General features: G+C 70.9%; 5 protein-coding genes. All 5 read right to left on the bottom strand.

The features are described from left to right. On the bottom strand, nucleotides 1-1701 hold a 1701-nt coding region (locus tag ON21_RS15455; RefSeq protein WP_039798647.1), incomplete at its 3' end, for an MMPL family transporter. Further along, nucleotides 1698-2900: a hypothetical protein gene (locus tag ON21_RS15450; RefSeq protein WP_039798646.1), complete on the bottom strand. Its 1203-nt coding sequence runs from the start codon at nucleotides 2898-2900 to the stop codon at nucleotides 1698-1700. The genes ON21_RS15450 and ON21_RS15455, both read right to left, overlap by 4 nt. 26 nt (nucleotides 2901-2926) lie before the next feature. After that, nucleotides 2927-3973: an NAD-dependent epimerase/dehydratase family protein gene (locus ON21_RS15445; protein WP_051020838.1), complete on the bottom strand. Its 1047-nt coding sequence runs from the start codon at nucleotides 3971-3973 to the stop codon at nucleotides 2927-2929. Then, nucleotides 3970-4251 (bottom strand): hypothetical protein, encoded by a 282-nt coding sequence (locus ON21_RS15440; protein WP_039798645.1) that lies wholly within the window; start codon nucleotides 4249-4251, stop codon nucleotides 3970-3972. The genes ON21_RS15445 and ON21_RS15440 overlap by 4 nt, the downstream gene beginning before the upstream one ends. Before the next feature lie 2 nt (nucleotides 4252-4253). Then, a partial coding sequence (locus ON21_RS15435) for an AMP-binding protein (protein ID WP_039798644.1) occupies nucleotides 4254-5292 on the bottom strand: 1039 nt, incomplete at its 5' end.

The raw sequence follows: 5292 nt of genomic DNA, 5'->3' as shown, positions 1-5292 counted from the left end.
GCTCACACCGAGCACGCCGGACAGGTGCCCGCCGCAGAAGATCCAGGTCAGCACGCCGAACGTCGCGGCGAGACTCAGGAAGGCGAGAGCCACGGCCTTGAGCGGCAGGACGATCGAGCGGAACGCGGTGAACAACAGCACCATCGTCGCGCCGACCATGACCAGGATCATCCACGGCATCCCGGCGACGATGGAACGCACGCTGTCCACGGTGGCCGCGGTGTCGCCGCCGACCCACAGCGCGGTGCCGTCCGGGGGCGTCAGGGCGCGCATGGCGCGCACCGAGGCGCTCGCCGCTTCCGTGCGATCGGTGTCGCGCAGGAACGCGTGGAAGACGACGAAATCCTCGGCGCGGCCCACTTGCACGACCTGCCGCACGCCGTCGACCTTGCCGAGTGCCGCCGCGGCCGCGTCCACGGCGGCCGATTGCGGCGGCCCGTCCGTGCCGTGCAGCACGGCGGTGGCCCCGCTGCCCGCCGCGGGGAACTGCGCGGTGAGCTCTTCGATCGTGATGCGCATGGCGTTGTCCGGCGGCAGCGCGTGGTGGTCGATGTCGCCCAGCCGCAGTCCGGCCAGCGGCGCCGCGCAGACCAGCAGCACGGCGCCGACGACCACGGTCGTCAGACCCGGCCGTCGCAGCACGCGGTCGACCAGGCCGCCCCAGAACCGGTCGGTGCGATCGATCGCCCGCGCGGTGCCGATGCGCGCGCCGAACAGGGCGAGCAGTGCGGGCAGCACGGTGAGCGAGAGCCCGGCGGCCAGCGCCACCGCGGTGATCGCGCCGATGCCGAGCGAGCGCAGCACCGCCTGCGGGAAGACGAGCGTCCCCGCGAACGCGCACACCAGCAGTAGCGCCGAGAACGCGATGGTGCGCCCTGCGGTCGCGTAGGCGCGGGTGATCGCGGAGCGCACGTCGTGCCCGCCGGCCACCTCCTCGCGGAATCGGGTGACCAGGAACAGCCCGTAGTCGATGGCCATCCCGAGGCCGAGCAGGGAGGCGATGTTCATCGCGAACGTGCTCACCTCGGTGAGTTCGGCGAGCACGCGGATGGCCCCCAGCGCGCCGAGCACGGTGAGGCCGCCGACCACCACCGGGAACGACGCGGCGACCAGACCACCGAACACCAGTACCAGGATGACCAGCGTCAGCGGCAGCGACAGCGCTTCCGCCCGGACCAGATCGTGCTGGGACTGCGCGTTGATCTCCGTGGAGACCGCGCTGTAGCCGGACAGATCGGTCGGCACACCCGCGACGCGAAGCAGCGGTTCGATGTCCGGATACGCGGCGACGCGCTGGTTGGCGTCACCGGCGAGATAGACCACGGCGAGCGCGTGCCGGCCGTCGGGCGAGCGCAGGAACTGTTGACGCGCGAATCCGGCGTTCCAATAGGTTTCGACCGGCCGTTGCAGCAGCGCCGGATCGATCCGCGCCAGCGACTCCCGCACCCGGGGACCGATGTCGTCGAGCGTCTGTCCCTCTGGAGCGGTGTAGCGCACGACCACGTCGGGATTCTGCGGTCCGAAATGCTCGCTCACGAGCTGATCCACGTGCGCGGACTCGCTGCCGGGATCGACGAACCCGGCGGCCGTGACCTTGTCCGACGCGCCGATGCCGAGCAGACCGGACAGCAGCATCACCCCGGTCACGACGGCGAGTACCAGCCGTGGCCGGGCGAGGACGACCCGGACGACGGCGGTCATCGCACGGCCACATCGTGCGGCGCGAGCTCGGCCTCGAGCCGCGCGGTGATCTTGTCCAGCAGCGCTTCCAGCCGGGGTTCGATGCCGGCGCCGTTACGGCAGGAGACGGTCAGCTCCAGCGTCCCGCGTGATTCGACCATGGCGAACAGCAGCGGCATCGCACCGCTGTGCTGCGGCAGCACCCGCATGGTCGTCGGTGTCCAGCCGGGCACTTCCAGCGCGTCGAGATCGAATGTGCCCAGGTGGGAGACGGTGGCCGACACCATGTTCCGGTTCAGCCGCGCCCCCAGCCAGTTGCTCCCGCGCAGCACGGCGCGGAGGACGGGGTCCGGGAATTTCGACAGCTTGCCGTTGTCCAACTCGTTCAGTTCCCGTTTCTCCCGCAGTCCGGTCCGCAACCGCTCCCTGACCGTCTCCCAGTCTTCGCCGGGCGCCACGTCGAGGAACAGGGGCAGCGCCAGGTTCGCGGTCGAGCGCAGAGCGGGATCGTGCCTGCGCAGGTCGACCGGAATCATGAAGCGCGACGGCGCATCCGACTCTTCGGCCAGGATCGCCGCCACGCGCGCGACGATGCCTCTGCCGGTCGCCTCGATCGTGCGGTGGCGCAGCAGCCAGCGGGGAGCCGCCGGATGCTGGCGGCCGCGTCCGGACGGCGCCTTGAAGGTGGGCAGCACCAGGGTCGGTTTGCCCGGCGTGCCGACCCGCGCCACCAGTTCGGCGTCCGCGACCGGGTCGGGCGCGCCGAGCGGCCGCTGTCCACGCAGGGCGCGGAACACGTCGTCCACCCACATGCGCAAGCCCATGCCGTCCATCACGCCGTGGAAAGCGCGGAACAGCACGGTGGTCTGCGCGCCCGTGAGCAGCAGCACCTCGGTGGTGCGGTCCGGCGTGGGACCCCCGATCGGGCTGTTGAGCACCGCGTCGTGCTCCAGCGCGTCGTAGTTCAGCGACCATCCCGGCACCACGCGCACGGTGGCGGCCAGGCCGCTGTCCACCCAGTCACGGCCGTCGCGTACCAAGCGGGTGCCCGGGGCGGCTGCCGAGGCCGCGTCGACGGCGGCCTGCAGGGCGGCCGGGTCCAGGGTGCCGTCGCCGTGGACGGCGAGGTGCATCACGAACGGCGGAGTGACCTGTCGCGTGGAGAAATAGAGGCGTTCGGTGGGAGTGATCTTCCTGCGGAAGACGGGGGCGTCGGTCATGCTGGTCTCCGGGGACGAGGAAGTGCTCAGCGCAGATTCCGGGTGAGTTCGACCGCTCCGCCCTGGCTTTCCAGCCAGGCGAGGAACGCGGTCAGCCCGCTGTCGCGATCCACGATCGGCCGGTAGCCGAAATCGCGTGCGGCAGCGCCGGTGTCGTAGGTGGCGCTGCGGGTCAGCAGAGCGACGGCGTAGCGCGAGAGCGGAGGCGACCAGCGTGTCGCGACGGCGGGGATGCGCCAGATCGTCTCGATGACGCGCACCGCCGCATCGATCACCTTGGGGTTGGGTTTCCTGGTCGGCGGTCGGTAACCGAGCTGGGTGGCCACCTGGCCGAGAAACCGCCAGACATCGGTCTTCTCGGCATCGGCGATGAAATACGCCTTGCCGCCGACCGCGTCCGAGGAGGCCGCCAGCACACAGGCCTCGACGATGTTGTCGACGTGGCACAGGGACGCGTACACGGTGCGGCCGAAGGACAGGTCCGGCAGTGTTCCCGCGCCGGCCCGCCCGAGCATCCGCACGATGGGGCCCGACCGGTCGCCCGCACCCCAGATCGCGCGCGGTCGCAAGGCGCAGGTGCGGAAGCCCTCGGTGTCGGCGGCCAGCACCGCCCGCTCGGCCGCGGCTTTGGTCTCCGAGTACAGGTTCAGATAGCGCCGTGGGTAGGGCACCGACTCGTCGACGTCGAGCTGGTCGCCGCCGTAGTAGTCCATCAGCGCGCTCGGGCTGGAGATGAACACGAACCGTGCGGCCCCGCCGCGCCGGGCCGCCTCCAGCAGCCGCTCGGTGGCCCGGACGTTCTCGTTCCAGAACTGTTCCCTGGTGCCACGCTCGTCCACCCGGGCCGCGCTGTGGAACACGATGTCGACGCCGCGGGTCGCTCGCTCGAGCGACGCGGGATCGGCCAGGTCGCCGTAGATCAGCTGGATCTTGTCGAGGTCGGCGCTCAGGTCGGACAGATCGCTGCTGCGGCGCACCAGGATCGACACGTGGTGCTCGCCGTCGCGCACCAGCCTGCGCACCAGCGCGCCGCCCAGAAAACCGGACGCGCCGGTCACCAGAACTTTGCTCATTGCTCTTTCTCCTTGCCGGGCTGGGTCCGCCACCAGGTCAGGCCGAAGATCTGCGTCAAGATCGCCGTCTGGACGCGGCCGCGGCCGGACCCCTCGGCGGCGCGCAAGGCCACCGGGATCTGAGCCGCGTGCACGACGACGCTGAGGAACGCGTCGACCCACCAGACGATGCGCAGGATCCGGCTGTCGGGGACACGGCCGATCGTCGCGGCGAGCGCGCCGCCCGCCAGATACAGCCATCCCAGGACGGGAACCGCCCGCAGTGCAGTCGTTTTCATGATCAGGTATCCGTTCCGAGACGCTCGGCCGCCCACACCGTGAGCTGTTCGCGCCCGATCTTGGCGTTGTGCCGGATGTCCACCGGGAACGACGGGTGGACCAGAAAGTCGGCGATTTTTCTGGTGAGCTCGAATCGCGCTCCGCGGGCCCGCAGCGCCGGCTCGACGACCGCCGGGTCCGCGCCCGGCTTCACTTCGACGCAGAGCACCGGTCGCTGCGTACCGCGCGGACCGATCCCGACCAGCGCCGTGCGGGCCACGCCCGCGACGGTGTTGAAGATCTGCTCCACCTGGACGGTGAACATCGGTCCGTGCGCGGTGACCACACGCTGGCTCTTGCGGCCGCAGAACCAGATCCGCCCGTGCTCGTCGATCCAGGCGAGATCGCCGGTGCGGTGCCAGATCCGGTCGCCGTCGACGATCTTGCCCAGCGCGTTCGCCTGCTCCGGCCAGTAGTACCTGGTGCTGACGTTCGGCCCGGCCACCACCAGTTCCCCGATGCCGCGCGTGGCCGCCAGCCCGCCCGCGAGCTCCTCGGCCCGCGCCCACGTCGGTATGGCCTCGTCGGTGATGGCGACGACGCGCGCCTGCACCTGGTGGGAGGGTCTGCCGATGCAGGTTCCCGCGCCCCGGTGCGCCCGTTCCACCAATCCGTCCAGCAGCTCCCTGGATTCGATGGTGGACATCGGCAGCGCCTCGGTGGAGCCGTATCCCGCCACCACCTTCGCGTCCTCGCCGAGCACCGCGCGCAGCCCGGCGATGCACCAGTCCGGCACCGGCGCGCCGCCGGAGTAGATGCTCTCCAGCGACGCGAGCGGGGTCGGGTGGGCGCGCAGGTATTCCAGCAGTGGGATCAGCACGGCCGGGGAGGCGAACATGGTGCGCACCCCGAACTTCTCGATCGCGTCGGCCACGTGCGCCGGGTCGGTCGCGCCCACCTTGCTGGGGATCAGCGGCGGCAGCACGCAGCGCGAGCCGAGCAGCAGATCCAGCACACCGACCAGCGGAAGGGTGATCAAGGAGGCTTCCGGCGCCACCTCT

The sequence above is a fragment of the Nocardia araoensis NBRC 100135 genome, assembly GCF_000308435.1.
GTDB lineage: Bacteria > Actinomycetota > Actinomycetes > Mycobacteriales > Mycobacteriaceae > Nocardia > Nocardia araoensis.
This window is presented reverse-complemented; position numbering and strand designations above follow the sequence as displayed.

Excerpts from the sequence above, each read along its gene's own strand:
- ON21_RS15445 (WP_051020838.1), bottom strand. The coding sequence starts at position 3,973 with ATGAGCAAAGTTCTGGTGACCGGCGCGTCCGGTTTTCTGGGCGGCGCG.
- ON21_RS15440 (WP_039798645.1), bottom strand. The coding sequence starts at position 4,251 with ATGAAAACGACTGCACTGCGGGCGGTTCCCGTCCTGGGATGGCTGTAT.
- ON21_RS15450 (WP_039798646.1), bottom strand. The coding sequence starts at position 2,900 with ATGACCGACGCCCCCGTCTTCCGCAGGAAGATCACTCCCACCGAACGC.